This window comes from Rouxiella silvae (assembly GCF_002093625.1).
In the GTDB taxonomy this organism is placed as follows: Bacteria; Pseudomonadota; Gammaproteobacteria; order Enterobacterales; family Enterobacteriaceae; genus Rouxiella; species Rouxiella silvae.
The window spans coordinates 1-26,115 of record NZ_MRWD01000071.1 but is presented as its reverse complement, the minus strand read 5'-3'; the positions used below and the strand labels follow the sequence as shown (position 1 = coordinate 26,115).

General features: G+C 52.1%; 21 protein-coding genes and 4 tRNA genes. 6 read left to right on the top strand and 19 right to left on the bottom strand.

Annotated elements, in window-relative coordinates; translation table 11 throughout:
• Positions 1 to 134: 134 nt before the first annotated feature.
• The 9 genes from BS639_RS21830 to nagB form a co-directional block, all read right to left on the bottom strand.
• Positions 135 to 209: transfer RNA gene (locus tag BS639_RS21830), tRNA-Gln, on the bottom strand.
• A 67-nt stretch (positions 210 to 276) separates the two neighbouring features.
• A tRNA-Gln gene (locus tag BS639_RS21825) sits at positions 277 to 351 on the bottom strand.
• 20 nt (positions 352 to 371) lie between these two features.
• A tRNA-Leu gene (locus tag BS639_RS21820) sits at positions 372 to 456 on the bottom strand.
• 14 nt (positions 457 to 470) lie between these two features.
• Positions 471 to 547: transfer RNA gene (locus BS639_RS21815), tRNA-Met, on the bottom strand.
• Positions 548 to 765: 218 nt separating this feature from the next.
• Positions 766 to 2,430 (bottom strand): asparagine synthase B, encoded by a 1,665-nt coding sequence (gene asnB, locus BS639_RS21810; protein ID WP_055777207.1) that lies wholly within the window; start codon positions 2,428 to 2,430, stop codon positions 766 to 768.
• 345 nt (positions 2,431 to 2,775) lie between these two features.
• Complete coding sequence (locus BS639_RS21805) at positions 2,776 to 3,528, bottom strand: HAD-IIA family hydrolase (RefSeq protein ID WP_055777210.1); 753 nt, start codon at positions 3,526 to 3,528, stop codon at positions 2,776 to 2,778.
• A 104-nt stretch (positions 3,529 to 3,632) separates the two neighbouring features.
• Positions 3,633 to 4,862, bottom strand: coding sequence for a DNA-binding transcriptional regulator NagC (gene nagC, locus BS639_RS21800; protein ID WP_055777213.1), 1,230 nt, complete (start codon positions 4,860 to 4,862; stop codon positions 3,633 to 3,635).
• 16 nt (positions 4,863 to 4,878) lie between these two features.
• Complete coding sequence (gene nagA, locus BS639_RS21795; protein WP_084984302.1) at positions 4,879 to 6,018, bottom strand: N-acetylglucosamine-6-phosphate deacetylase; 1,140 nt, start codon at positions 6,016 to 6,018, stop codon at positions 4,879 to 4,881.
• Between the two features lie 114 nt (positions 6,019 to 6,132).
• Complete coding sequence (gene nagB / locus BS639_RS21790; protein WP_055777219.1) at positions 6,133 to 6,933, bottom strand: glucosamine-6-phosphate deaminase; 801 nt, start codon at positions 6,931 to 6,933, stop codon at positions 6,133 to 6,135.
• A 383-nt stretch (positions 6,934 to 7,316) separates the two neighbouring features.
• Between nagB and nagE the strand changes: the two genes are divergently transcribed.
• Together nagE and glnS are read left to right on the top strand one after the other, a co-directional pair.
• On the top strand, positions 7,317 to 9,269 hold the full coding sequence (gene nagE / locus BS639_RS21785) for a PTS N-acetyl glucosamine transporter subunit IIABC (RefSeq protein WP_084984301.1): 1,953 nt from the start codon (positions 7,317 to 7,319) through the stop codon (positions 9,267 to 9,269).
• A 180-nt stretch (positions 9,270 to 9,449) separates the two neighbouring features.
• Positions 9,450 to 11,120: a glutamine--tRNA ligase gene (gene glnS / locus BS639_RS21780; RefSeq protein ID WP_084984300.1), complete on the top strand. Its 1,671-nt coding sequence runs from the start codon at positions 9,450 to 9,452 to the stop codon at positions 11,118 to 11,120.
• Between the two features lie 158 nt (positions 11,121 to 11,278).
• On the opposite strand, the gene fur is transcribed toward glnS, so the two are convergent.
• The 4 genes from fur to ybfF all read right to left on the bottom strand — a co-directional run bounded on the left by fur (position 11,279) and on the right by ybfF (position 14,123).
• Positions 11,279 to 11,725 carry a ferric iron uptake transcriptional regulator gene (fur, locus tag BS639_RS21775; RefSeq protein WP_055777228.1) on the bottom strand — a complete coding sequence of 149 codons (447 nt, stop codon included), beginning with the start codon at positions 11,723 to 11,725 and terminating at the stop codon, positions 11,279 to 11,281.
• A gap of 241 nt (positions 11,726 to 11,966) precedes the next feature.
• On the bottom strand, positions 11,967 to 12,494 hold the full coding sequence (gene fldA / locus BS639_RS21770) for a flavodoxin FldA (RefSeq protein ID WP_055777231.1): 528 nt from the start codon (positions 12,492 to 12,494) through the stop codon (positions 11,967 to 11,969).
• A 295-nt stretch (positions 12,495 to 12,789) separates the two neighbouring features.
• Entirely contained in the window at positions 12,790 to 13,071 is a 282-nt protein-coding gene (gene ybfE, locus BS639_RS21765) for a LexA regulated protein (protein ID WP_009636864.1), read from the bottom strand.
• 281 nt (positions 13,072 to 13,352) lie between these two features.
• Positions 13,353 to 14,123 carry an esterase gene (ybfF, locus tag BS639_RS21760; protein WP_084984299.1) on the bottom strand — a complete coding sequence of 257 codons (771 nt, stop codon included), beginning with the start codon at positions 14,121 to 14,123 and terminating at the stop codon, positions 13,353 to 13,355.
• A 235-nt stretch (positions 14,124 to 14,358) separates the two neighbouring features.
• Between ybfF and seqA the strand changes: the two genes are divergently transcribed.
• The 3 genes from seqA to BS639_RS21745 all read left to right on the top strand — a co-directional run bounded on the left by seqA (position 14,359) and on the right by BS639_RS21745 (position 17,488).
• Complete coding sequence (gene seqA / locus BS639_RS21755; protein WP_055777238.1) at positions 14,359 to 14,895, top strand: replication initiation negative regulator SeqA; 537 nt, start codon at positions 14,359 to 14,361, stop codon at positions 14,893 to 14,895.
• Positions 14,896 to 14,918: 23 nt separating this feature from the next.
• A complete protein-coding gene (gene pgm, locus BS639_RS21750) occupies positions 14,919 to 16,562 on the top strand; it encodes a phosphoglucomutase (alpha-D-glucose-1,6-bisphosphate-dependent) (RefSeq protein WP_084984303.1) in 1,644 nt (547 codons plus the stop codon).
• A gap of 188 nt (positions 16,563 to 16,750) precedes the next feature.
• The gene (locus BS639_RS21745) at positions 16,751 to 17,488 is read left to right on the top strand and encodes a PadR family transcriptional regulator (RefSeq protein WP_084984298.1); all 738 of its coding nucleotides are present in this window, start codon (positions 16,751 to 16,753) and stop codon (positions 17,486 to 17,488) included.
• A gap of 10 nt (positions 17,489 to 17,498) precedes the next feature.
• Here BS639_RS21745 and kdpE read toward each other — a convergent pair whose 3' ends face one another.
• From kdpE to BS639_RS21715, 6 genes are read right to left on the bottom strand one after another with little or no spacing between them, the layout of a single operon-like run.
• Positions 17,499 to 18,188 carry a two-component system response regulator KdpE gene (gene kdpE, locus BS639_RS21740; protein WP_055777244.1) on the bottom strand — a complete coding sequence of 230 codons (690 nt, stop codon included), beginning with the start codon at positions 18,186 to 18,188 and terminating at the stop codon, positions 17,499 to 17,501.
• Positions 18,185 to 20,905: a two-component system sensor histidine kinase KdpD gene (gene kdpD / locus BS639_RS21735; protein ID WP_055777247.1), complete on the bottom strand. Its 2,721-nt coding sequence runs from the start codon at positions 20,903 to 20,905 to the stop codon at positions 18,185 to 18,187. Before kdpD ends, kdpE begins: the two co-directional genes overlap by 4 nt.
• Positions 20,906 to 20,935: 30 nt before the next feature.
• Positions 20,936 to 21,526 carry a potassium-transporting ATPase subunit KdpC gene (kdpC, locus tag BS639_RS21730; RefSeq protein ID WP_055777249.1) on the bottom strand — a complete coding sequence of 197 codons (591 nt, stop codon included), beginning with the start codon at positions 21,524 to 21,526 and terminating at the stop codon, positions 20,936 to 20,938.
• A 28-nt stretch (positions 21,527 to 21,554) separates the two neighbouring features.
• Positions 21,555 to 23,621 (bottom strand): potassium-transporting ATPase subunit KdpB, encoded by a 2,067-nt coding sequence (gene kdpB, locus BS639_RS21725; RefSeq protein WP_055777253.1) that lies wholly within the window; start codon positions 23,619 to 23,621, stop codon positions 21,555 to 21,557.
• Positions 23,622 to 23,664: 43 nt separating this feature from the next.
• A complete protein-coding gene (gene kdpA / locus BS639_RS21720; RefSeq protein WP_084984297.1) occupies positions 23,665 to 25,353 on the bottom strand; it encodes a potassium-transporting ATPase subunit KdpA in 1,689 nt (562 codons plus the stop codon).
• A complete protein-coding gene (locus BS639_RS21715; RefSeq protein ID WP_055777260.1) occupies positions 25,354 to 25,443 on the bottom strand; it encodes a K(+)-transporting ATPase subunit F in 90 nt (29 codons plus the stop codon).
• A 468-nt stretch (positions 25,444 to 25,911) separates the two neighbouring features.
• Here BS639_RS21715 and BS639_RS21710 point away from each other — a divergent pair.
• Positions 25,912 to 26,115, top strand: a 204-nt coding sequence (locus tag BS639_RS21710; protein WP_055777263.1) for a YbfA family protein, incomplete at its 3' end; no start/stop codon positions are given.

Genomic DNA, 26,115 nt, shown 5'->3' with positions numbered 1-26,115 from the left:
GTACCAGGATTCGAACCTGGGAATGCTGGTATCAAAAACCAGTGCCTTACCGCTTGGCGATACCCCATCCGTGCACTTTCAAATTGTTTTTTATTTTCACCGTGTCGCCCGAAGAGCAAGACCGTGAAAAAAATTGGCTGGGGTACCAGGATTCGAACCTGGGAATGCTGGTATCAAAAACCAGTGCCTTACCGCTTGGCGATACCCCATCCTTGTACTTTCAAATTGTTTTTTATTTTCACCGTGTCGCCCGAAGAGCAAGACCGTGAAAAAAATTGGCTGGGGTACCAGGATTCGAACCTGGGAATGCTGGTATCAAAAACCAGTGCCTTACCGCTTGGCGATACCCCATCCGTGCAAACCGAGTGAAATGGTGCGGGAGGCGAGACTTGAACTCGCACACCTTGCGGCGCTAGAACCTAAATCTAGTGCGTCTACCAATTTCGCCACTCCCGCAAACATGAAAGAAATGGTGGCTACGACGGGATTCGAACCTGTGACCCCATCATTATGAGTGATGTGCTCTAACCAACTGAGCTACGTAGCCGTATTCTTTCTGCTCAACCTTCATCGGCGTTGCGGGGCGCATTATGCGTATATGGCCGTTTTGCGTCAACAAGTTTTTTGCCAAAAAAGTCCGGACAGGGTCCATTTGTGTAGGTTATGACCACTCCGGCGATAAATTCAACAAAAGATAGTATTTTCAATTAATTTAAACATAAAAAAACGGGCCTCAAGAGGCCCGTTAGATTAATAACTCGATGCTTATTTATAGGCGGATGCGTGAACGCCTACGGCACGACCTGACGGATCGTTCATGTTTTTAAATGACTCGTCCCACTCGACCGCTTTCGGTGAAGAACAGGCCACCGTTGGGCCACCCGGTACGCATTCTGCTGCGCTTGGGATTGGGAACAGCTCTTCGAATACGGTGCGATACAAATACCCCTCTTTTGAGGTTGGGGTGTTATATGGGAAGCGGAAATGCGCAGTTTCGAGCTGTTGGTCGGTTACCTGCTGCGCGGCTACTTCTTTTAAGGTATCAATCCAGCTATAGCCTACGCCGTCAGAGAACTGCTCTTTCTGGCGCCACGCCACGCTTTTCGGCAGATAGGACTCAAAACATTCGCGCAGAATGTGTTTTTCCATTTTGCCGTTGCCGCACATTTTATCTTTTGGGTTGATGCGCATCGCCACGTCGAGGAATTTTTTATCCAAGAACGGTACGCGTGCCTCCACGCCCCATGCTGACATTGCCTTGTTGGCACGCGCACAGTCATACATGTGCAGCGCCAGCAGTTTACGTACGGTTTCTTCGTGGAACTCCAGCTCGTTAGGCGCTTTATGGAAGTAAAGATAGCCGCCAAACACTTCGTCGGCACCCTCGCCAGACAACACCATTTTAATGCCCATCGCCTTGATTTTACGCGACATCAGGTACATTGGCGTTGACGCGCGAATGGTGGTCACGTCATACGTTTCGATGTGATAAATCACGTCACGTATAGCGTCGAGGCCTTCCTGCACGGTGAAATGGATTTCATGGTGCACGGTGCCTAAATGGTTTGCTACTTCTTGCGCGGCACGCAGGTCGGGTGAACCTTCCAGGCCCACGGCGAAGGAGTGCAACTGTGGCCACCAGGCCTCGCTTTGATCTTTGTCTTCAATACGGCGTCCGGCAAATTTCTTGGTCACGGCAGAGATGATTGAAGAGTCCAGACCGCCAGAAAGCAGCACGCCGTAAGGCACGTCGGACATCAGGTGGCTCTTAACCGCTTCTTCCAGCGCTTCTTTCAGCTCGACTTTGTCAGTGACGTTGTCTTTAACATTGTCGAATTCGAACCAGTCGCGCTGGTAATATTCAACGATTTCGCCGTCTTTGCTCCACAGGTAGCTACCGGCCGGGAACTCTTTAATGCTGCGGCAAACGGGTACCAGTGATTTCATTTCTGACGCCACGTACATGTTGCCGTGTTCGTCGTGCCCGACGTAAAGCGGGATAATGCCCAAATGGTCACGGCCAATCAAATAGGCCTCTTTTTCGGTGTCATAAAGGATGAAGGCAAACATTCCCTGTAGTTCGTCGAGGAACGCCGGGCCTTTTTCCTGATACAGCGCGAGGATAACTTCGCAGTCGGATTCGGTCTGGAATGTGTAGCTTTCGCCAAGGGCTGCACGCAGCGCCTGATGGTTGTAGATTTCGCCGTTAACCGCCAGAACGTGAGTTTGTGCTTCGTTGTACAGAGGCTGCGCGCCGTTGTTGACGTCAACAATCGACAGACGCTCGTGACAAAGAATTGCTTTGTCGCTGGCATAAACGCCAGACCAGTCTGGACCACGGTGGCGCATCAAGCGTGATAGCTCAAGCGCCTTTTTGCGCAGCTCGACGGAATCGGTTTTAATGTCGAGCACACCAAATATAGAACACATATAACTCTCCCTACGGCTTTTTCTCAGGCGGTGATGTTGTGCATTACCAGGTTTATTGGGCAGCGTTGCCGAATCTTTAAATGAGTGCGGACTTCGCTGCGTCTCTGATAATGAAAATGCGTAAAAGCGGCAATCTTTGCAAGCAATTTAGCGTTTGTCTGAAAAATAGTTGGTTGGCACTCTGCATTTCTTAGCGGATTATCATTTTTATGGGGCTTTAATTGATGAATCGTCAAAAAATAGCAGGTTGGGGCAGGGTGCGCTAAAAAAGTGCAGCGAAAATTATCATTTATGAAAAACGCCCGCTTTAGGGGCGGGCGTTCTTTTTAAACTCATTGATAGCGGTCAGATAACGTCGATATCGGCGACCGAGGGATAAATATAGCTTGGGCGGAACGGCATATTCTCAACGTCATTGAGCGTTGAAACGCCTGTTAACACCAAAATCGTTTCAAGCCCGGCCTGGAATCCGGCCAAAATATCCGTGCGCAGGTTGTCGCCGACGATCACGGTATCTTCAGAATGAGCCTGCATTTTATTAAGCGCCGAGCGGATTATCCACGGACTCGGCTTGCCGACCACGAACGGCTTGCGGCCGGTAATTTTTTCAATCGGTGCACAAAGCGCGCCGCAGGCTGGCACAAAGCCGTGTCCATGATAGTCAGGATTGGTGGCAATAAAACGTGCACCGTTGGCAACAAAGTAGGCAGCTTTATGCATCATGTCCCAGTTATATGACCGCGTTTCGCCGACGATAACGAAATCAGGATTGATGTCGGTAATAGTAAATCCGGCATTATACAGTTCGTGGATCAAGGCACCTTCGCCGATCACGTAGGCTTTTTTACCTTCCTGACGTTTCAGGAAATCGGCGGTCGCCATCGCGGAGGTAAAGAAGGCGCTTTCGGGCACATCTAATCCGGCCGAAGCAAAACGATTGGACAAGTCTTGCGCCGTCTGCGACGGGTAGTTGGTGAGGATCACCAGCGGCATTTTTTGTTCTTGAATGCGCGCCAGAAAAAGATCGGCACCGGGAACCGGCGTGTTGTCATGCAGCAGTACGCCGTCGATATCACAAATTACATTTTTAATTGTCATGTTAACCTATTATTTTCACGGCCAGACTTTTGCATCATTTATGCAACGGGTAAACACCCGCAGTCCTGAAGACTGCGAGGGCATCGAATTAACGTTTTTGAAGCCTAATGCGCCGAACTTTCCAAAAGGCGTTGCAGCAGCACGCCATTGAGCATCGCTCGCTTGACCAGAGCAAAGGCACCAATGGCTGAACGATGATTCAGTTCAGAAGTCACGATAGGCAGGTTTCGACGAAAATCTTTCAATACCTGAGTATTGATGCAGCTTTGCAGCGCCGGAAGTAGCACTTTCTCGGCCTCGGTTATCTCGCCTGCAATCACCACTTTCTGTGGATTAAACAGGTTGATGGCAATGGCGATACTTTTTCCGAGATGGCGTCCGACGTACTCAATCACTTCACAGGCGAGCTGGTCACCGCGGTTTGCGGCTTTGCAAATTGCGCTGATTGAGCAGTCATCCAGAGAGAGTTTACTGGCATAACCCTGCGTGAGTAGGTTGCGCACGCGGTTTTCAATTGCTGAGTTAGCGGCGATTGTTTCAAGGCAGCCAAAATTACCGCAGTGGCAGCGTTCGCCGAGCGGATCGACCTGAATGTGCCCAATTTCACCCACGTTACCGTTACTGCCAAGGAATATTTGGCCGTTTACCAGAATGCCGGCACCTGTACCGCGGTGTAAACGAACTAAAATGGAGTCCTGGCAGTCGCGGGTTGCACCGAAGTAGTGCTCGGCCAGCGCCAGACTGCGAATGTCATGGCCCACAAAGCTGGTGACTTTGAATTTTGTTTCAAGAATATCGACCAGTTTCCAGTTATGAACGCTGATGTGCGGCATATAGCGCACGACGCCTTTAAAGGGATCCACCAGACCCGGAAGGATCACTGAAATGGCGATCAGTTCGCGGATTTTGCGTTGATTAAGTTCGATAAATTGAGATATGGCAGAAACCAACGCGTTTTCCAACGTCTCCTGCGTACGTTCCGGCAGGGGATAATGTTGTTCAGCGAGCGGTTTGGCACTCAGATCGTAAAGGGTGAGAGTGGCGTCGTTGCGGCCTAGACGGACCGCCACGGTTTGAAACGGCCGCGTTTCGGTAATGATGGAAATTGCGCGTCGTCCGCCGGTCGATGCTTGTTGATCGACCTCTTTAATCAGACCTCGTTCCAGCAGTTGGCGAGAAATCTTGGTCACACTGGCGGGTGCAAGCTGGCTAAGTTCTGCGATTTGAATTCGAGAAATGGGCCCTTGCTGGTCAATCAGGCGATAAACGGCAGCGCCGTTTAACTGCTTAACCAGATCAACGTTACCGATTTGTGCCTGCCCGCCTGTGTTCATTCATTACTCTCTGCGATTACACCTCGTCACCGTTGACGAGCGTTTTTGTTATTTTGAAGTCGTGAGTGAAAGCGGTGAGGTTGGCCACTTTACCCGCTTCGATGCTGCCCAGCGTTTTTTCAACGCCAATAGCACGCGCCGCGTAAAGGGTCGCCATGCGAATCGCCTCGTCGAGTGCAATCCCGACGTGTTCAACGCTGTTTTGTACCGCCTGAATCATCGTCAGCGCAGAACCGCTGAGGGTGCCGTTTTCATCCACACAAAGCCCATCCCGATAGTATATTGTTTTACCAGCAAAAATGAACTCTTCTATGTCCGCACCCGCTGGCGCTGTGGCATCGGTCACCAATACCAGCTTATCACCCTTGAGTTTCTTGGCGTTACGGATACTCGGCCAGGCCACATGATGCCCATCAACGATAATACCGGTATAGACTTCTGCAGTATCAAATATCGCGCCCATCAACCCGGGTTGACGACCTGAAATCGGTGGCATGGCGTTATATAAGTGGGTGGCAAAGGTAATACCGGCTGCAAAACCCTCGCGCGCCTGCTCGTAACTCGAGTTAGAGTGACCGGCAGAAACGATAATGCCCGCATCGCTGAGCTGGCGAATAAAGTGACTCTCAACCTGCTCTGGCGCCAGCGTGACTTTGGTCACTACGTCGGCGTTAGCGCAGATGAAGTCGATCATGGCAGCATCGGGTTTGCGAATAAACGCCGGATTATGCGTCCCTTTTTTCTCGAGACTCAGGTAAGGGCCTTCAAGATGCAGACCCAGCGCCTGGTTCGGATATTTAGCCAAATAGTCGCGCATGACCTGAATACCGTGCTTCATAAACGCGTCGCTGCTGGTTATCAGGGTCGGCAGATAGCTGGTGCAGCCGGATTTTTCATTGGCCTTCTGCATGATTTCGAGCGTTTCGACACTAATGGCTTCCAGCGAATCATTGAACTGCACGCCGCCGCAGCCGTTAAGCTGGAGGTCGATGAATCCTGGGGCAAGGAATGCGCCTTCCAGACTGCGCGTGACTATGTTTGCCGGGAGGTCTTCAACCGGACACACTCGGTCAATGAGTCCATCAGCAATCACCACCGCGTGATTATCCAGAATATCATGGCCGGTATATATCCGACCGTTAATCAGTGCAAACATCTCTTCCCCTCCTTTCCCCTTCGTTCTTTTTTGACGCCGCGACTGCGTTATTCGCCTCGTTGCGACGTCAATGACTCAGAAGAAATACGTTATTCGATTAAAAAATCCAAAAAATTACAGGCCTTTCACGTTTTCTGCTTCAAGCTCGGTGAAATATTTAACCGTTTTTACTTTTAATTCCATGGTAGACGGCTCGTCGCATACGACGACGGCTTTAGCATGCAACTGTAGGCAGCTAATGGTCCACATATGATTGATATTTCCTTCGACCGCGGCTTCAAGCGCCTGCGCTTTAGCATGGCCAATGACCAGAATCATCACTTCTTCCGCATCAAGCAGCGTGCCTACGCCAACGGTCAGGGCAAATTTAGGCACCTGAGAAACGTCGTTGTCGAAGAAGCGCGAGTTGGCGATTCGGGTTTCGTGGGTCAGCGTTTTAATGCGGGTGCGCGATGCCAGCGAGGAGGCCGGTTCGTTGAAAGCGATATGGCCGTCGTTGCCAACGCCGCCCATGAACAGATTTATTTTACCGTAGGACTTAATTTTTGCTTCGTACTGGCGGCACTCTTCGTCAACATCTGGAGCATTACCGTTTAAGAGGTTTATGTTTTCCTTCTTAATATCAACGTGATCAAAGAAATTACGGTGCATGAAGGTATGATAACTTTCTGGATGTTCCTGTGGCAGCCCAACATATTCATCCATGTTGAAAGTTACCACATTTTCGAAGCTGACCTGGCCCGCTTTATGCATGGCAACAAGATGTTTGTAAGCTTCGAGAGGGGTGCCGCCGGTTGGCAGACCGAGAACAAATGGACGATCGGCAGTAGGTTTGAAAGCCGTAATGCGTTGAACAATATGGCGCGCAGCCCATTTGCCGACTTCTGCTGGAGTATTCAGTGGAATAAGTCTCATCGTACACCTCTTAAGTTTTTAGAACCGAATATACTGTGTATACCCTTCGCCATGGCGCTGGGTAAAGAATTTAAACGTTTCTGGCGCGACCCGCATTGAGTTAAAAGCGCGCTTAATAATACCCATGATTGGTATCGTGCCGCCTAGATTTTTTTAATGATAAAATAAGTTTTGGGTGTTGACTAGCATTATGGCTTGTTAAGACCCTTTTTTGGTGATAAAAATCACAAATAATGAGGTTTTAATTTGCGATACGAATTAATTTTTTTACACTCCGCAGTATGACGTTGGTGAGTCAGGTTTTAAGCCGTTTTACAACAGGTAGTACAACATACTAATTAAACTACTTTGGTGATTCGCCCGAGGGCGAATAGGGGGAAAAATTGAATATACTTGGATTCTTTCAGCGTTTAGGCAGAGCACTTCAGCTGCCGATAGCCGTACTGCCGGTCGCCGCACTCCTGCTGCGTTTCGGTCAGCCTGACCTTCTCAACATGCCGTTCATCGCACAGGCCGGTGGCGGTATTTTCGATAACCTCGCATTGATTTTCGCCATTGGTGTGGCATCAAGCTGGTCAAAAGACAGCGCCGGTGCGGCAGCTTTGGCAGGGGGTATTGGTTATTTCATTCTGACTAAAGCAATGATCACCATCAACCCAGCAGTGAATATGGGTGTGTTAGCAGGGATCATCACCGGCCTGGTTGGCGGTATGGTTTACAACCGCTGGTCTGATATCAAACTGCCTGACTTCCTCAGTTTCTTCGGTGGCAAACGTTTTGTTCCTATCGCAACCGGATTTTTCTGTCTGATTCTGGCCGCTATATTCGGTTACGTATGGCCTCCTGTTCAGGATGCTATCCGCGCCGGTGGTGAGTGGATCGTGGGCGCTGGCGCATTCGGTGCAGGCATCTTCGGCTTCGTTAACCGTTTGCTTATCCCTACGGGTCTGCATCAGGTTCTTAACACCATCGCATGGTTCCAGATTGGTGACTTCACCAACGCGGCGGGCACTGTCTTCCACGGCGACATCAACCGCTTCTATGCGGGTGACGGCACCGCTGGGATGTTTATGTCCGGCTTCTTCCCGATCATGATGTTTGGTTTGCCGGGCGCTGCGTTTGCCATGTACTTCGCTGCTCCTAAAGAGCGTCGTCCATTAGTCGGCGGTATGCTGCTGTCGGTGGCACTGACTGCGTTTCTGACCGGCGTGACCGAGCCGCTCGAATTCCTGTTCATGTTCCTGGCTCCGCTGCTGTATTTAGTTCACGCCATTTTGACTGGGATAAGTCTGTATATTGCCACGGCTCTTGGCATCCATGCTGGCTTCTCCTTCTCAGCGGGCGCCATCGACTATGCGCTGATGTACAACCTGCCGGCCGCGAGCAAAAACGTGTGGATGTTGCTGGTGATGGGGGTGATATTCTTCATCGTCTACTTCGTGTTGTTCACCGTGATTATTCGCGCGTTCAATCTGAAAACGCCGGGACGTGAAGACGACGTTGCAGAAACGGGCGCTCAGGAAACAAACAGCAACACGGAAGAAGGAATGAGCCAACTCGCATTAAGCTATGTCAGCGCGCTGGGCGGCTCGGATAATCTCAAAGGCATTGACGCGTGTATCACGCGTCTGCGACTGAACGTTAAAGACTCTGCGCAGGTTAACGACGTGCTGGCAAAACGTCTGGGTGCATCGGGTGTTATCCGTCTGAACAAACAAACTGTGCAGGTGATTGTTGGCACGCGTGCCGAAAGCATTGCTGCTGCGATGCGTACGGTGATTGCGACCGGTCCGATAGCGGCAGCAACGGCAGCACCAACGGCTGCGCCAGTGGCTGACGTTAAACCTCAGGCTGTGCCCAATACACCTAAGGTCGTACTTGAAACCTTGATATCACCGATTACCGGTGAAGTGGTTGCCTTGGCGCAGGTGCCTGACGAAGCCTTTGCCAGCGGCGCGGTGGGTGAAGGACTGGCTATACGCCCGACGAGCAAAACAGTGGTTGCTCCGGCCAACGGTGTTATCGTGAAATTCTTTAATACCAACCATGCATTCTGCCTGGAAACCGAATCCGGTGCTGAAGTTGTGGTGCATATCGGGCTTGATACCGTTGCACTGAACGGCCAAGGCTTTACTCGCTTGGTTGAAGAAGGGGCAACGGTGATCGTGGGTCAGCCGGTACTGGAGCTAGACCTGGACTATCTGAACGGCAATGCGCGTTCAATGATAAGCCCGGTTGTAGTCAGTAACATGGAAGATTACGCAGGCATTGCGCTGTTGGCGGGAGAGACTGTGGTCGCGGGCGAAAGCAAACTTTACGAGATCCAGTCCAAATAATCTCAGTATTGTTAAAAAAAATCGGCTTGAGTTAGGCATCGTGGCGGGAAGAGAGCAATCTCTTCCCGTTTTTTTATTATAAAATTCAATTTTGGCACATAAGGGTTGTTTCCCAGCGTGGCTTGTTGGAACATATGCGGTTAGTCTTTCGAGCTTTCGTTCGCGTAGAGGAAATGAACAATGAGTGAGGCTGAAGCCCGCCCAACAAATTTTATCCGTCAGATTATTGATGAAGATCTGGCATCGGGGAAACACGCTTCTGTCGTGACCCGTTTCCCGCCTGAGCCAAATGGTTATTTACACATTGGCCACGCAAAATCGATCTGCCTGAACTTTGGTATCGCGCAAGACTATCAGGGCCAATGCAACCTGCGTTTTGATGATACCAACCCGGTGAAAGAAGATATCGAATTCGTCGAGTCTATTAAAAAAGACGTTCAGTGGCTGGGTTTCGAGTGGAGCGGTGAGGTTCATTACTCTTCCGACTATTTTGATCAACTGCACCACTATGCCGTTGAGCTGATTGAAAAAGGCCTGGCCTACGTTGACGAGCTGTCTCCGGATCAGATCCGTGAATATCGCGGTAATCTGACTGCTCCGGGTAAAAACAGCCCGTTCCGCGATCGCACTGTGCAAGAGAACCTGGACTTGTTTGCCAAAATGCGCAACGGCGAGTTTGCCGAGGGCACCGCGTGCCTGCGCGCAAAAATTGATATGGCGTCGCCATTTTTCGTGATGCGTGATCCGGTGCTGTATCGCATCAAGTTTGCCGATCACCACCAGACCGGCACCAAGTGGTGCATCTATCCGATGTACGATTTCACCCACTGCATTTCCGATGCGCTGGAAGGGATCACCCACTCGCTGTGTACGCTGGAGTTCCAGGACAACCGCCGTCTGTATGACTGGGTGCTCGACAACATCAGCATTGCCTGTCATCCGCGTCAGTACGAGTTCTCACGCCTGAATCTTGAATATTCCATCATGTCCAAGCGCAAGCTGAACCTGCTGGTGACCGACAAGATTGTAGAAGGTTGGGATGACCCACGTATGCCAACAGTATCCGGCCTGCGTCGTCGTGGTTATACCTCGGCGTCAATTCGCGAGTTCTGCCGTCGTATCGGTGTGACTAAGCAGGATAACAACGTTGAAATGGCTGCGCTGGAGTCTTGCATTCGTGACGACCTCAACGAAAACGCGCCGCGTGCGATGGCGGTGATCAATCCGGTTAAAGTGGTTATTGAGAACTTTACCGGTGAAGCTGTTCAGTGGGTAAAAATGCCAAATCATCCGAGTAAGCCAGAAATGGGCTCGCGTGATGTGCCGTTTACCGCTGAAATCTTTATCGATCAGGCTGATTTCCGTGAAGAAGCCAACAAGCAGTACAAGCGTCTGGTTCTGGGCAAAGAAGTGCGTTTGCGCAATGCCTATGTGATTAAAGCCGAACGCATCGAGAAAGATGCCGAAGGAAACGTCACTACCATCTTCTGTAGCTATGACATTGATACTTTAAGTAAAGACCCAGCAGACGGCCGTAAAGTCAAAGGCGTGATCCACTGGGTGTCTGCGAGCGAAGGCAAACCGGCCGAGTTCCGTCTCTATGACCGGCTGTTCAGCGTCGCTAACCCGGCTCAGGCAGAAGATTTCCTGACCACTATTAATCCAGAGTCTTTGGTGATTGCCAACGGGTTTGTTGAACCGAGCATGGTTAACGCACAGGCCGCGGTGAGCTTGCAGTTTGAGCGTGAAGGGTATTTCTGCGCCGACAGTACATACTCCAGCGCCGAGCACCTGGTGTTTAACCGCACCGTCGGGCTGCGTGACAACTGGGAAAGTAAGCCAGTCGTTTGATCAATAAGCGTGAGATCCCCGGCTCTACGAGTGGGGGATCTACTGTGCTAATCCCCAATTCCCACGCATCAAATTCCAGGCATAAAAAAACCGCTTTTCAGCGGTCATTTTATAGGCAAGTACTTTTTATTTCTCAGCGACAACGCTGGGGCAAAGTATTAGCCTTTACCGTGCAGTGTTTCATCTTCGATACAGTTGCCAAGTTCGCAATGGCCGTAAAGATAAAGACTGTGGTTAGTGAGTTTAATACCGTGTGCTTTGGCAATCTCACGCTGACGGCCTTCGATATATTCGTCGCGAAACTCAATAACGCGGCCGCAGTCGAGGCAGATCAAATGGTCGTGGTGATGTTGCTGAGTCAGTTCAAATACTGACTTGCCGCCTTCAAAATTGTGGCGGGTAACAATGCCGGCGTCGTCAAACTGGTTCAAAACACGGTAAACCGTGGCAAGACCAATCTCTTCACCCATATCAATCAGTTCTTTGTACAAATCTTCCGCACTGACGTGATGACCTGCCGGAGCTTGCAACACTTCCAGGATTTTCAGGCGCGGAAGCGTGACTTTTAAGCCGGCTTTCTTCAGTGCGGTGTTGTTGTCAGTCATGCGGATTTAGTCCTGTCACTATGCTAATCACGTTAATGAAAACGGTGGGCTGTTCACAAACATCGTTTGCACCCTTCAAACGGGCGATAAAAAAGCCAAAACGATAAAAACAGATAATGTAAGTGTACCTTGATACAGCTGAAAGTTACAATTTTGTAGACGTTAAATTGTTAATTTCAGTGATAGTTTGGCCCTTTCGCGTTTAACCTCAACGATTCAGGGCCTTAGCCTTTGTGTGGGATTAGCCGATTATCTCTGAAAGGCTTAATTCTTCGCTAATTTGCTTAACCCAGGCGTCGACACGTTCGTTTGTCAGCTCAGGTTGACGGTCTTCGTCGATGGCCAGACCGATGAAGTGAGTATCATCCGCCATGCCTTTAGACGCTTCGTAACCGTAACCTTCGGTTGACCAATGGCCAACAATCACTGCGCCGCGTGGTTCGATAATATCGCGAACTGTGCCCATCGCGTCACAGAAGTACTCGGCGTAGTCTTCCTGATCGCCACAGCCAAACAGCGCAACCAGTTTACCTTCAAAATCTATCTCTTCCAGCGTTGGGAAAAAGTCGTCCCAGTCACACTGTGCTTCACCGTAGTACCAGGTTGGGATGCCAAGCAGCAGAATATCGTATTTTTCCAGATCTTCTTTGCTGCTTTTTGCGATGTCCTGCACGTCAGCAACATCTTTACCCAACTGCTTCTGGATCATTTTTGCGATGTTTTCGGTGTTTCCGGTGTCGGAACCAAAGAAGATACCTACTACTGCCATAAGCTTATCTAACCTCTTGTTCTTCAATAGACTCATCGAGTCTGCTTTTTCGTCCGCGGCATGCGATTCAGTTTGCGCAAGATAATAGCAAACTCGACGGGCTGAGAACATATTCTCATCCCAACTCTAATTGATGCAGCACGGTTTTAATACGACCCTAATTCTAATGCCCTACAGTCTAACGGGCATTTCAGGCGAGCGTTATCGCCTTTGTGTGTTCTTGCACTTGCGGAAAGACGGAGAAACGCAACGGCGGATAACCGCTAGGGTTACCCGCCCGCATCACAAACGATGACTAACTTTCCTGATTGTTCAGATGAGACAGCAGCATCTGCTCAATCAGCTCGCTGCGACTGATATTTTGCTGTTCCGCCAGCTTATTGAGTGCATCCACAGCTTCGGCATTAATTTTCAGCTCAACGCGACGTAAACCGTTGTTTTTATCACGGCGAAGCTGATTACGCTTGTTAATCCTAAGCTGTTCATCGCGAGAAAGCGGATTTGTTTTTGGACGTCCCGGACGGCGATCGTCTGCGAACAGATCAAGCGTCGTGCGATCCAGTTGTTCTTTTGCCATAGGTAGCGGTACAACTAGGGAAGTTACATCGAAAAGCGGCTAAGCCCTTTTCAGATGAAGTGGTTAACACATTTCGGGCTAATAAACCCTAACCCAATTTACCTCAAACGCGGGAGATAACTGACTCGGCGCAGGGGCAAAATTACAGCGCGCAATCATACCCTAGCGTATATCCCTCCACAACGCCTAACTGCCCCTAATTACACGCTAAGTTATTATGATTAGCGGTTTTTTTGAACAGTTGCGCGCAGGGGAGGTGAATTTTAGTGAGTGTTGCGCACTCATTGTTCATCAATGAAGCGATGAATGGCGCGCAGAACTGCTTCAGGCTTCTCTGCGTGCACCCAGTGTCCGCTGCCCGCCACAACGTGTGCTCTGGCCTGTGGAAACTGGCGCATAATCGCATCGCGGTAGCTGTCCTGTATGTAATTAGAGAGCCCGCCGCGAATAAACAGTGCCGGATGCGGCCAGGCAGGCACCTCGGCCCAGCCAATAATATTGGCATATTCCTTTAACAATACCGCCACGTTGAAGCGCCATTCGCCCTGTTGAAATGACTTCAACAGAAACTGGGCAACGCCGTCTTCCTTTATAATGGCCTGCATACACTGTGCGGCCGCCGTACGGTCTTTGATACCTGCCGCGCTTACGGCGTTGAGTGCGGCAAAAATCTCGTCGTGACGGCGCGTGGCATAGTCAACCGGGGCCATGTCAATGGCGACCAGCTTTTCAACTCTGTCAGGTGCGACCGCCGTCAGTGCCATCGCGGCCTTGGCGCCCATAGAGTGGCCAATCACCAGCGCTTTATCGATGCCCACATCGTCAAGCGTGTCGAGTAAATCTTCGGCCATGGCGCGGTAGGTCATAACATCGGCGCGGTCCGAGAGTCCGTGATTACGCAAATCCACCTGAAGCACACTATGCTGTTGTCTCAGGTCACGTGCCAGCACGCCCAGATTATCCAGCGTACCGAACAAGCCGTGAATAAGCAGAACAGGCAATGCCGAAGTGTCAGAAGATTCAGATTGTTGCAGTCGATAATGTAATTTCATCGCAGGGTCCGTTAGACATTTATTACTGGTAAGGATCTCATTAGGTTATCATGAGTCACGGAAGATTTTCTTTCAGATACCTGAGTGGGATAAAGCAATGCACGCGCCGGGTAAGAGTTGGATATGAGGTTTTGTCTGCTTTTTGAATATTAAGGTGAATTCGCCTTTTTGTTTGCGCAGTTTAATTTGTATAATCCTTTGAATAAATTAAGTAGAAAAACAGTACTGGATAAAGATGAAAACGATTGAGGTTGATGAAGAGCTTTACCGCTATATCGCGAGCCATACGCAGCATATCGGTGAGAGTGCATCAGACATTTTGCGGCGGATGCTGAAATTCTCTGCCGGCCAGGAAGTGCAGGCTCCCGCCGCAGCCAGCGCAGCGCCCGCAGAAAAAACCGCGGTAGCCGCTAATACACCGCGCGATCGCGTGCGTGCCGTTCGTGAACTCATGCTGTCTGATGAGTATGCCGAACAAACTAAAGCGGTGAACCGTTTTATGTTAATTCTGACGACCTTATATACGCTTGATCCTAAAGAATTTGCGGTTGCGACTGATACTTTACGCGGACGTACTCGCACATATTTTGCCGGCGACCAGCAAACGTTGCTGCAAAACGGTATTCATACCAAGCCAAAGCATGTACCAGGTACACCTTATTGGGTCATTACCAATACCAACACAGGCCGTAAACGCAGCATGATCGAACACATCATGCAGTTGATGCAGTTCCCCGCCGAACTGACCGATAAAGTTTGCGGCACTCTTTAAAAAAGCATTAGGGAGAAATGCCAGTGGCTAACAACCCCCGTGCAGGGCAACCTGCTCAGCAAAGCGATTTGATTAACGTTGCACAACTTACGTCGCAGTACTATGTGCTGCAGCCAGACTCGGCCAACAGCGCCCATGCGGTAAAATTTGGCACCTCTGGCCATCGCGGTAGCGCCGGACGCCACAGCTTCAACGAATCACACATTTTAGCGATTGCCCAGGCTATCGCCGAAGTGCGCAAAGAGCAGGGCACCACGGGTCCATGCTACGTGGGTAAAGACACCCATGCGTTGTCTGAACCGGCATTTATTTCCGTACTTGAAGTGCTGACCGCCAACGGCGTCGACGTCATCGTGCAGCAGGACAACGGCTTCACCCCGACTCCAGCGGTTTCGCACGCGATTCTGACTCATAACAAAAAATCCAGCGCATTGGCCGACGGCATCGTGATTACCCCGTCGCACAATCCACCGGAAGACGGCGGGATCAAATATAACCCAACCAACGGCGGACCGGCTGATACCGATCTGACCTCAGTCATTGAAAAGCGCGCTAACGTGCTGATTGCTGACGGTCTGAAAGGCGTCAAACGTCAGTCGCTCGATAAAGCCTGGCACAGTGGCCACCTCAGCGAGCAGGACCTGGTGCAGGCGTACGTCGAAGGTCTGGCCGATATCGTGGACATGGCTGCTATTCAAAAAGCGGGTCTGAAACTCGGCGTTGATCCGCTGGGCGGGTCAGGTATCGAGTACTGGAAGCGCATTGCTGAACATTACAAGCTGGACCTGACGCTGGTTAATGACTCTGTCGATCAGACTTTCCGTTTCATGCATCTCGACCACGACGGCGTTATTCGCATGGACTGCTCGTCCGAGTATGCCATGGGCGGTCTGCTGGCGCTAAAAGACAAGTTCGCTCTGGCATTTGCCAACGACCCTGACTATGACCGCCACGGCATTGTGACCCCTGCGGGTCTGATGAATCCTAACCACTATCTTGCCGTTGCTATCAATTATCTGTTCCAGCATCGTCCACAGTGGGGCGCTGATGTCGCCGTCGGTAAAACGCTGGTTTCCAGCGCGATGATTGACCGCGTTGTGGCCGATTTAGGGCGTAAACTGGTTGAAGTTCCCGTTGGCTTTAAATGGTTCGTTGACGGCCTGTTTGATGGCAGCTTCGGTTTCGGCGGCGAAGAAAGCGCCGGTGCCTCGTTCCTGCGTTTCGACGGCACGCCGTGGTCGACAGATAAAGACGGCATCATTATGTGCCTGCTGGCGGCCGAAATCACCGCCGTGACCGGTAAAAACCCGCAGCAGCACTATGATGAACTGGCCGCGCGCTTTGGTGCGCCGAGCTATAACCGTATTCAGGCACCTGCAACCCACGCGCAAAAAGCCGCACTGTCCAAGCTCTCCCCAGAGCAGGTCAAGGCCGACACGCTGGCGGGCGACCCGATCACCGACCGTCTAACCAAAGCACCTGGCAACGGGGCTTCTATTGGCGGTTTGAAAGTGATGACCAAAAACGGTTGGTTCGCGGCACGTCCTTCTGGTACCGAAGAAGCTTACAAGATCTACTGTGAAAGCTTCCTGGGCGCAGAACACCGCGAAAAGATCGAAAAAGAAGCCGTGGATATCGTCAGCAAAGTATTAGCCGACGCTAAATAAATCCCGAACGTTTTTCAATGCTCAATTAAAGCACTGTTTATTCAGTGCTTTTTTTATGTCTTTTTTTTAGTCATACAGTCGCGATAAAAAGATATATCTAAATGCACGCTAACGCTTGTCAGTGAGTTAAAAGTGATCTACTTTAGATATATCGAAAGTTTTCGATATATCTAAATCGAGAGGTGCTTATGTTTGGTAAATTTATGGGCGGCCGCCATCGCGGTCATGAAGAAAGAGTCTGTCATCACGGCGCGGAAAGAGATGAACGCGCAGAGTTCGCCGGTCGTCATCGCGGTGGACGCCATGCCGCAATGGGGGAAGGGCATGGCGATCGTCATGAAAGGGGAGAGCACGGCGGTCGACATTCACGTCGGGATGGCGGGCGCGGTGAAAAAGTACGTCGTCTGTTTGAGCACGGCGATCTGCGTCTGGTGCTGCTGGCGCTGGTGGCTAAAAAGCCGAGCCACGGCTATGAGCTGATCAAAGCCATTGAAGAGGCATCATCGGGTCTGTACGTGCCAAGCCCAGGAGTGATTTATCCGACACTCACACTGCTGGAAGAACAGGATTTCCTGGAACCGCAGGTGTCTGATAAAGGACGTAAAAGTTATCAGCTTACCGCCGCCGGACAGACTGAACTGACCAAGTATCAGGCCGTAGTAGATGCCATTTTTGCCCGACTGGCGAGAAGTGAAAAGCGCCGAGGTCGCGGGGGCAATCTGGCCGAAGGAATTTCAGACAGCATGAACCGCCTGCGCAACGTTTTACGTGGGAATTTCATGCGCGACGACCTTAGCCCTGAGCAGGTCACGCGGGTGAATGCTACCTTGCTGAAAGCCGTAGAGATTATTGAAGCCGAGTTTGCCGCGATTGATGCAGAGCTTGCGGCACAGCCTGAAAACGAGGCGGATAAAAGCGGAGAGTAACCCGCCGCTGTCAGGGCATAAAGCGATAGCCCACGCCTGTTTCAGTCAGTAAATGGCGCGGGCGGGTCGCGTCTTGCTCAAGCTTTTGCCGCAGATGGCCCATATAAATGCGTAAATAATGACTGTGTTCGACGTAGTTGGGTCCCCACACGTGGCTGAGCAATTGCCGTTGAGTCAGTACTTTACCGCTGTTTGCCAGCAGTTCGGCCAGCAGACGGAACTCAATCGGCGTGAGATGGAGGTCTACGCTATTGCGCTGCACGCGCCGATTGACCAAATCAACAGTCACATCGGCAAAACTGACTAGCGGGCTTTCCTGTTGGCCACCGGCATGACGACGCAGCGAGACGCGCACGCGCGCCAGCAGTTCGCCAACGCCGAAAGGTTTGGTCAGAAAATCATCTGCTCCAGCATCCAGCGCCGCTATTTTGTCTTCTTCGCTGGTGCGTGCAGACAGCACAATAATGGGGATGCTGCTCCAGTGACGCAAATCGCGAATGTAGTCCAGTCCGTCGCCGTCCGGCAGGCCGAGATCGAGAATAATCAGGTCCGGCTTGCGGGTACCGGCTTCGATCAGTCCTCGCTGCAGCGTTTCGCTCTCAAAAACTTTCATACCTTCCCCCTCCAGCGCCGTGCGAACAAAGCGTCGGATCTCTTTTTCATCTTCAACTATCAAAATATGAGTTGGGGGTATGCTCACGGGTTCTCGCTCTCGAAATCAGTGGGATCGATTGACGGCAGTTTCTCCAAAGGCAGCGTAAAACAGAACGTCGCGCCGCCTTGAGGACTGTTTTGCGCCCATATTTTGCCATCGTGTACCTCAATAATGGCATGACAAATGGCGAGACCCAAGCCCACACCGGGAATTGCCGACTCTTTATTTCCCCGAGAGAACTTTTCGAAGATGCGCCGTTCACCGCCGGCGATAATTCCCGGCCCGTTGTCTGAGACATCAACCTCCAGCAGTTCGCCTTTGGCTCGGGCTTTAAGGGTGATTTTTGCCTGCATACCGGCGTACTTATGGGCATTTTCCAATAGGTTGATAAACACCCTTTCAATCAGGCTGGCGTCGCAGTTGACCAGCAGCAGTTCGTCCGGCAGGTCGACAATCACTTCATGAGTACTCAGCAGCGGCTCCAGCATGCGCAATGCGCTACCAATAATCTCCTCTACTGATTGCCACTCTTTACGTAAATTAAAACCGCCGGACTGAATGCGCGCCATGTCTAGTAGGTTATTAACCAAGCGCGTAGTACTTAACACCTGCTGGCGGATCTGATTAGCTTGGGGGGCATAAACCGACCCTTCGCTGGCCAAATCCAGCGTCAGAATTTCAGCCTGGCCAAACAGCACCGTGAGCGGGGTTCGCAGGTCGTGGGAGAGGGCGGCCAGCAGCGAGTTACGTAGCTTTTCGCGTTCTGTATCCAGGCGCGCCCTCTCTGCCGACGCCGACAAATGCAGGCGTTCAAGCGCATTGGCGATAAGCACGGTAAAAGTTTGCAACAGTCGCTGCTGCTCGGGGACCATCAACTGGCGAATATTTGCCGGCTCCACCGCCAGCAGACCTAGGGATTTACCCGAGGCCACCAGTGGCAGCAGTTGATAGGGCACGCCCGGCAGGGTGTCAGTGCCTGCACCGGCCGGAGATTGCTTGTCAAAACTCCAGCGGGCAATGGCCAAGTCTACGGCAATATCTTGTCCCGCTTCACTCTCTGCCTGATGCAGGTTCAGCGTCCCTTCCGCATCGGCATTATAATGCGGCAACATCATCGCCGTTTTTGCCCGCAGGGTGGACGAAATAAAATGCCGACCAGTTTGCGCCACGGCTTCAGGCGTCATTGCCTTGCTCAATGCTTTCGACATTTCATAAAGATACTGCGCCCGCTTTTCGCGATGGCGGGCAATGCGCGCCTGGTAACGAACCCCGGCGGTGAGATTCCCGATCAGTATGCCGACGGTAAGCATCACCGCAAAAGTCAGTAGATATTGCGCATCGGTGACGGCAAACGAGCCGCGCGGTTGTACCAAAAACAGATCAAAGCTGGCGACGTTTATCACCGCTGCCAGTACTGATGGCCAGCGGCCATAGAACAGCGCGGTTATCACCACGCCGAGCAGATAGACCATGATCAGGTTAGCGGGATCGAAATAGGGGTAAAGAAACTCCGAAATAAAGGTGATGAACGCGCAAAGCGCCACCGCCACTGCGCAGCCTTGCAACTGGCGGCTAAAGCGTTCGGTGAAGGTGCGGTTGTCGAGGTCTTTACGCGGGCTGACCGGTGCCGTTTCTTCAAGGCTGACGATTAGCAGGTCGAGCTCGGGGCCGATTTTCGCCAGCCGTTCGGTAATGGTCGCGCCCCATTTATAACGCCGTTCATTGCGACGGCCCATCACTACTTTGCCCAAATGATGCTCGCGGGTGTAGCGCAGTATGGCCTGCTCTTCTTTTGGGTCCGACAGTGTAGCGGTTTCTGCCCCCAACTCCTGTGCCAGCTTCAGGGCGCGTAAAATACTGCGCCGCTGGCCCTCCGGCAGGCGATGCAGGCGAGGCGTTTCAACATATATCGCGTGCCAAATACAGCCTAAACGTGCGGCAAGGCGTGCGGCAACGCGCACCAGTTTCTCGTTGCCGCTGCCGTGACCCACGCACAGCAGCAGCGCATCGCGAGTGTGCCAAATGCGCTCCTTGCTCTGGGTATCGCGAAACTCGCGCATTTGGTCGTCAACGCGATCGGCGGTACGTCGCAGTGAAAGCTCGCGCAGTGCAATCAGGTTGCCCTTGCGAAAGAAGTGCTCAATCGCCCGCTCTGCCTGACCGGGAATATACACTTTCCCCTCTTTCAGGCGCTGGCGGAGATCATCGGGCGGTAAATCGACCAGCACCACTTCATCGGCCTGATCGAACATGTGATCCGGCACGGTTTCACGAATAATAATGCCGGTTACGCCGCTGACCACGTCATTGAGGCTTTCGATGTGCTGAACGTTAACGGTGGTAAAAACGTCGATGCCGGCATCCAGCAGCTCCTCCACGTCCTGCCAGCGTTTTGGATGGCGCGAGCCGATGACATTGCTGTGCGCCAGCTCATCCATCAGGATAAGACCGGGATGGCGGGCTAGGGCGGCATCGAGGTCAAACTCGGTGACCTGCCTGCCGCGATGGGTGATTCGTTTAGGGGTTAAAATGTCGAGCCCAGGCAGCATGGCCTGGGTCTCTTTGCGACCGTGGGTTTCGACAACGCCGATAACCACGTCTAATCCTGTGGCGCGAAGCCGCTGCGCCTCCTGCAGCATGGCGTAGGTTTTACCTACGCCAGCACAGGCGCCGAAGAAGATTTTTAACTGGCCGCGCGGCTTTTCGTTGGCCAGCGCCAACAGGCTGTCGGGATCAGGCCGTTGACCGTCTTCATCTACCATGCGTTTGCCCTGTTATTGTTTAATTAAGGGTTATTGAGTCAGCTTATCGAGTGCCAAGTTCAATTGCAGCACATTAACTACCGGGTCACCGATGAAACTCAACAGCGGTGAGGAGGTATTTTGTGTGATCAATTCATCAACCTGATCCTGCGGCAGCTTTCTGGCTGCTGCTACGCGCTGTGCCTGCCAGCGCGCGGCTGCCACTGAAATATGTGGATCCAATCCGCTGGCGGATGCGGTGACCAGGTCTACCGGAACCTGCGGCGAACTTTGAGGGTTTGCCGCACGCAGTGCTGCCACATGGTCAGCCACGGCTTTATCCAGTGCCGGATTGCTGACCGCAAGATTGCTGCCGGAGGACGCCAACGGATTATAGGCGCTATCCGAGGTGGCGGAAGGGCGCCCCCAAAAATAATCTTTGCGGGTAAAGTTCTGCCCAATCAGCGCTGAACCTACCGGTTTTCCGGCTTCAAAAATGATTGAACCCTGCGCCTGCGAGCGAAACACCACGTCAGACAGTCCGGTGGTCAGCATTGGATACGCCACGCCGGTTATCAAGGTAAACAGGCCCAACAGCACCAGTGATGGGCGAACATAGCTGTGACGAGTTGCAGTAGTCATTTTAACTTCCTTCTTACTTTTAAGACCATTAGCCCAGGTTCATCACGGTAAGGATCACGTCGATAATTTTGATCCCGATGAAAGGCACAACCAGACCACCCACTCCGTAAACCCACAGGTTACGGCGCAATAGTGAAGCTGCACTCATTGGTTTGTAGCTGACGCCGCGCAGCGCCAGCGGGATCAGGAACACAATCACCAGTGCGTTAAAAATAACCGCCGACATGATTGCCGAAGACGGCGAGTGCAGATGCATCACGTTCAGCGCGTTGAGCTGCGGATAAGTCGCCGCAAACGCCGCCGGAATGATGGCAAAATACTTCGCCACATCGTTGGCGATACTGAAGGTGGTCAGTGAACCCCGCGTCATCAGCATCTGTTTACCGATGTGCACGACCTCAATCAGCTTGGTCGGGTTAGAGTCTAAATCGACCATGTTGCCCGCTTCTTTGGCAGCCTGAGTCCCTGAGTTCATCGCAACGGCGACGTCTGCCTGCGCGAGGGCAGGGGCGTCGTTAGTACCGTCACCGGTCATCGCAACCAAACGACCCTCTGACTGATACTGACGGATCAGCGCCAGTTTGGCCTCGGGTGTGGCTTCTGACAGGAAGTCATCAACGCCGGCTTCGGCGGCAATGGCGGCCGCTGTCAGGCGGTTATCGCCGGTGATCATTACCGTTTTAATGCCCATTTTGCGCAGCTCGCCAAAGCGCTCTTTAATGCCGCCTTTAACGATGTCTTTCAGTTCAACCACGCCTAATACGCGTCCACCCTCTGACACCACCAGCGGTGTGCCGCCTTTACGGGCAACGCTTTCAACCAGGCCTTCTACCGCCGGAGGGAAGTGCCCATGATTTGATTCAACGTGGCGACGAATGGCGTCCACCGCGCCTTTGCGAATAATACGGTCACCGACGTTCACGCCGCTCATGCGCGTTTGCGCCGAGAAGGGCACAAAGGTGGCGTTCAGCGAGTGAAGATCACGTTCGCGCAGGTTAAAGCGCTGTTTGGCCAGCACCACGATGCTGCGGCCTTCAGGGGTTTCATCCGCCAAAGACGAAAGCTGCGCCGCGTCGGCCAGCTCCTGCTCGCTAACCTGTGGAGCTGGTAAAAACTGCGCCGCCTGACGGTTGCCGAGTGTGATGGTGCCGGTTTTATCCAGCAGCAGCACGTCAATATCACCCGCTGCTTCTACCGCACGGCCGCTGGTGGCGATAACATTTGCCTCCAGCATGCGGCTCATACCCGCCACACCGATGGCTGAAAGCAGGCCACCGATAGTGGTTGGAATAAGACATACCAGCAGCGCAACCAACACCGTTACCGTCACCGGCGTACCGGCATGGCTGGCGTCAACGCTGAACAGCGAGAACGGATAGAGCGTAAACGTTGCCAGCACAAAAACTAACGTCAGCGCAACCAGCAGAATCGTCAGCGCGACCTCGTTAGGGGTTTTGCGACGTTTTGCGCCTTCCACCATGGCGATCATCCGGTCAAGGAAGGTTTCACCCGGGTTAACGCTACACTCAACGATCAGCCAGTCTGAAAGCACGCGCGTACCGCCGGTGACGGACGAGAAGTCGCCGCCGGATTCACGAATAACCGGTGCTGATTCACCGGTGATAGCACTTTCGTCAACCGATGCGCCGCCTATCAGGACTTCGCCGTCACAGGGCACGGTATCACCGGCCTCAATCAGCACGTAGTCGCCTTTACGCAAGCTGTCGGCAGAGACTTTAATCGGGGGTGAATCTGGGCGTGCTTCATAAAGCTTTTTCGCCCAGCTGATTTTCTGTATGCCTTTCAGGCTTTCTGCCTGTGCCTTGCTGCGTCCTTCAGCCAAGGCTTCGGCAAAGTTGGCGAACAGTACGGTAAACCACAGCCACAGCGACACGCTGCCGGTGAATCCTGCGCTACCGGTGGTTTTGCCCATCAAAATAGCCAGCCAGATCAGGGTGGTTAATATACTGCCCAAATACACCACGAACATTACCGGGTTACGCCATTGAACGCGCGGATCCAGTTTTTTCACCGCATCAAATATTGCGGTGCGGATTAGCCTTGGTTCAAACAGGGCACGTTGTTTGCGAGTCATCGTCTTCTCTCTTAACCGTCTAGTTATGCAAAGTTGCCTGGGATTACTTCGCCAGCCACACTTGTAAATGCTCAGCTACCGGACCCAGCGCCAGCGCTGGAACAAAGGTCAGTGCGCCGACCAGCAGGATGGTGCCGATCAGCAGACCGATAAACAGCGGACCTGCGGTCGGTAAAGTTCCGTTGCCCGCAGGCTGACGTTTTTTCGCCACCAGCGAACCGGCAATTGCCAGCACCGGCAGAATCACCCCGAAACGCCCGAAGAACATGGTGAAGGCCAGCGTCAGGTTATAAAACGGCGTGTTAACGCTGAGGCCACCAAAGGCGCTACCGTTGTTGTTGGCCGCCGATGAGTAGGCGTACAGCACCTCGGTAAATCCGTGTGCGCCAGGGTTGGCGATAGCTGCCAGTCCAGCAGGGCTAACCAGTGCCAGTGCGGTACCCAGCAGGACCAGCGTTGGGGTAACCAGAATCGCCAGAGCGGTCATTTTCATGTCGTAGACGTCAATCTTTTTACCGAGATATTCCGGTGTACGACCAATCATCAGCCCGGCAATGAACACCGTCAGCAGCACGAACAGCAGCATGCCGTAAAGACCTGACCCCACGCCGCCAAACACCACTTCGCCAATCTGCATCAGCCATAGCGGGATCATGCCGCCGATAGCCGTGAAGGAGTCGAGCATGGCGTTCACCGCACCGCAGGACGCCGCCGTTGTCACCACGCTAAACATGCTGGAGGCCAGAATGCCAAAGCGAGTTTCTTTACCTTCCATATTAAAGTTGCTGGTGGCACCGAGGGCGGTGAAGTGCGGGTTACCTTGCAGTTCAGCGGCCATCACAATCACTACCGACACCACAAAAATCAGTGACATCGTCCACAGCAGCGCGTGGCCCTGACGGTTGTCGCCCACGACGCGGCCAAAAGAGAAGCACAGCGCACAAGGGATAAGGAAAATCAGCAGCATCTGCACCATGTCGGTCATCGCCGTCGGGTTTTCAAACGGATGCGCAGAGTTCGCACCGAAGAATCCACCGCCATTGGTGCCAAGCATTTTTATTGACTCTTGAGAAGCTACCGGACCCATCGGCAGGACTTGCTGCAAACCTTCCAGCGTGGTGACGTGCTGATAGGCTTCCATGTTCTGCAGCACGCCCTGACTGACGAAGTACAGTGCCAGCAGTAGAGAGATAGGCAGTAATAGATACAGCGTAATGCGCACCAGGTCAGTCCAGGCGTTGCCCAACGTTTTGGCGGAAGTACGCGCAAAGGCGCGGATCAGCACAAAGGCCACCGCAATACCCGTTGCCGCCGACAGGAAGTTTTGCACCGTCAGACCCACCATCTGGCTGAAATAGCTCAGCGAACTTTCGCCGCTGTAGGCCTGCCAGTTGGTGTTAGAGACAAAGCTAACCGCTGTGTTAAACGCCAAATCCCATGAGAGACTGGCAAAATGCTGCGGGTTCCAAGGAAGTACGCCCTGCAACAGCAGAATCGCCATCAGCAGGACAATCCCCAGCACGTTAAAAGTAAGAATGGCTATTGCGTACTGTTTCCAGTTCATTTCTGAAGCAGACGTACCGGCCAATCCTAATATCCGACGTTCGAAGCCACTAATTCTCGGACCAATTTCACCTTCAATAAGGCTGGCCATAAACTTGCCCAGCGGATGAGATATCAGCAGTAGCACCAGCATAAAGCTGGCAATCATGAGAAATGCTGAAGCAGCCATTTAAAAATCCTCCGCATTAAGCAGGGCATAGACCAAATAGCCGAGCAGCAAAAGGACCAAAAGTCCGCCGATGATTACCCCAGTATTCACAACCCACCCCTTAGTTTGCTTCCCCTCCACCCTTGGCGTTGCCGCTGCGCAATCTACCTTCGTTAACTCAAATTACTTACTGAGTAAGCACATTGCCGTTTACGCGATTGCCGCTTTGCCGCAGCGCCAAGGATTTTGGGGATGATTTTGGTTTTATAGCCAGTTAAACGAGTGTAAATATCGGCTCATAAAGAACCTGAAAAGAAGGGGGGATGGGGTGTAAAAATTGTATAAAAATGGCGGTAAAGTGAGCTATTAACGTAGCTTGGGTGGTTTTTTAACAAGATTGTAACTTTATTACCAAGAAGGGGTCGGATTGTGCTTTTTATCAGCAAAAAAGTGGTCTGATCAGTAGTAAAATTACATCGACTACGATAAAATTTGTGTAATTTACGAACTATTAATCTTTCCAGTCACTGTTCGCCGGCAATAAACGAGAACGTAAGACTGGGCGCTGAGGAGAATTTTATGTCTGATTACACCCCATACTCACTGTCTTACATCCTGCTGCGGCGCACGCTGGCTATGCTTGTGGGCATTTTGGCGCTGCCGGTTATGGCGTTCCGCGCGGATAGGGCACGTTTTTACAGCTATCTGCACCGTGTTTGGGCCAAAACCAGCAATCAACCGGTATGGCTGGCACAAACCGAAATAACGGGACAGTATTTTTAT

Coding starts and splice junctions, on each gene's coding strand:
- kdpB (WP_055777253.1), bottom strand. CDS start 23,621: ATGACTCGCAAACAACGTGCCCTGTTTGAACCAAGGCTAATCCGCACC.
- kdpC (WP_055777249.1), bottom strand. CDS start 21,526: ATGACTACTGCAACTCGTCACAGCTATGTTCGCCCATCACTGGTGCTG.
- kdpA (WP_084984297.1), bottom strand. CDS start 25,353: ATGGCTGCTTCAGCATTTCTCATGATTGCCAGCTTTATGCTGGTGCTA.
- ybfF (WP_084984299.1), bottom strand. CDS start 14,123: ATGAAATTACATTATCGACTGCAACAATCTGAATCTTCTGACACTTCG.
- BS639_RS21745 (WP_084984298.1), top strand. CDS start 16,751: ATGTTTGGTAAATTTATGGGCGGCCGCCATCGCGGTCATGAAGAAAGA.
- kdpD (WP_055777247.1), bottom strand. CDS start 20,905: ATGGTAGATGAAGACGGTCAACGGCCTGATCCCGACAGCCTGTTGGCG.
- glnS (WP_084984300.1), top strand. CDS start 9,450: ATGAGTGAGGCTGAAGCCCGCCCAACAAATTTTATCCGTCAGATTATT.
- fur (WP_055777228.1), bottom strand. CDS start 11,725: ATGACTGACAACAACACCGCACTGAAGAAAGCCGGCTTAAAAGTCACG.
- nagB (WP_055777219.1), bottom strand. CDS start 6,933: ATGAGACTTATTCCACTGAATACTCCAGCAGAAGTCGGCAAATGGGCT.
- seqA (WP_055777238.1), top strand. CDS start 14,359: ATGAAAACGATTGAGGTTGATGAAGAGCTTTACCGCTATATCGCGAGC.
- BS639_RS21805 (WP_055777210.1), bottom strand. CDS start 3,528: ATGACAATTAAAAATGTAATTTGTGATATCGACGGCGTACTGCTGCAT.
- asnB (WP_055777207.1), bottom strand. CDS start 2,430: ATGTGTTCTATATTTGGTGTGCTCGACATTAAAACCGATTCCGTCGAG.
- nagA (WP_084984302.1), bottom strand. CDS start 6,018: ATGTTTGCACTGATTAACGGTCGGATATATACCGGCCATGATATTCTG.
- ybfE (WP_009636864.1), bottom strand. CDS start 13,071: ATGGCAAAAGAACAACTGGATCGCACGACGCTTGATCTGTTCGCAGAC.
- nagC (WP_055777213.1), bottom strand. CDS start 4,862: ATGAACACAGGCGGGCAGGCACAAATCGGTAACGTTGATCTGGTTAAG.
- fldA (WP_055777231.1), bottom strand. CDS start 12,494: ATGGCAGTAGTAGGTATCTTCTTTGGTTCCGACACCGGAAACACCGAA.